Genomic DNA, 1,046 nt, shown 5'->3' with positions numbered 1-1,046 from the left:
GGCCTCATTTCTCGCTGCCGTCCAGATCAGATGCATCGCTCTCTGGGCTAAAATCTTGTGACGACACTATCTAATGTTACCCATCGCTATTTTACCAGCGGCGGGTCTGATTCTGGCGATTGGGATCTCCTTTAACATAGAACTGCTGGCTAACTGCGGCGGGCTGATTTTTGCCAACCTCCCCTTACTCTTTTGCGTAGGGATTGTTATTGGCCTGACAGGCGATGGTTCCTCATCGTTGTCGGCAATTATCAGCTACATGATCATGAACGCCACCATGGGTACTCATCTTGGCATTACGACTGAATCCGTTGCCGCCAGTAACGGCGATTACGCAATGATCCTGGGCGTACCAACGTTACAAACTGGCGTGTTCGGCGGCCTGATTGTCGCCATTTTTGTCTACATGCTTTATCAGCGTTTTCACAATATCGAATTACCCCAATTTCTGGGTTTTTTTGGAGGCAAACGCTTTGTGCCAATCATTACAGCGGTGATGGCTATCGCTATCGGCTACATACTTCCCTGGCTATGGTTACCTGTTCAGAAGGGATTGGCACAACTCTCTTCATTAGTTACGAGCGGGCATAACGCCAGTGTCGCAGCTTTTATCTATGCAGTAGGCGAACGTTCATTGATCCCATTTGGCTTACACCATATTTGGAACGTGCCGTTTTACTATAACTTTGGTGAATATATAACCAAAACAGGCCAGCTCGTTACTGGTGACATTCCGGTGTTCTTCGCCCAGTTGCGTGATGGTGTACCGCTGACCGCAGGGCTGTTTATGACCGGACGCTTCCCAATCATGATGTTTGCCCTTCCTGCCGCTGCTCTGGCGATGTACCACGAAGCGAAACCCGAGCGAAAAGCGTTAGTCAAAGGCTTACTGCTCTCTGGTGCACTGACTACCTTTGTCACTGGTATTACCGAACCACTGGAATATGCATTCCTGTTTGCCGCGCCGGTGCTCGGCGGATTCAACTCCGAAGTGCAACGCTAAGCCGCCAATCTTAGCTCTGCAAACACCACAGACGGTTGCCTGA

Annotated in this window: 1 protein-coding gene; it reads left to right on the top strand. The window is 49.9% G+C overall.

Translation table 11 applies throughout. The features are described from left to right. Positions 1-73: 73 nt before the first annotated feature. A complete protein-coding gene (locus tag ACSZPU_RS25890) occupies positions 74-1,003 on the top strand; it encodes a PTS transporter subunit EIIC (RefSeq protein WP_499004477.1) in 930 nt (309 codons plus the stop codon). Positions 1,004-1,046 lie beyond the last annotated feature (43 nt).

The sequence above is a fragment of the Phytobacter sp. V69 genome (genome assembly GCF_965644215.1).
In the GTDB taxonomy this organism is placed as follows: Bacteria; Pseudomonadota; Gammaproteobacteria; order Enterobacterales; family Enterobacteriaceae; genus Phytobacter.
This window is presented reverse-complemented; position numbering and strand designations above follow the sequence as displayed.

Excerpts from the sequence above, each read along its gene's own strand:
- ACSZPU_RS25890 (WP_499004477.1), top strand. The coding sequence starts at position 74 with ATGTTACCCATCGCTATTTTACCAGCGGCGGGTCTGATTCTGGCGATT.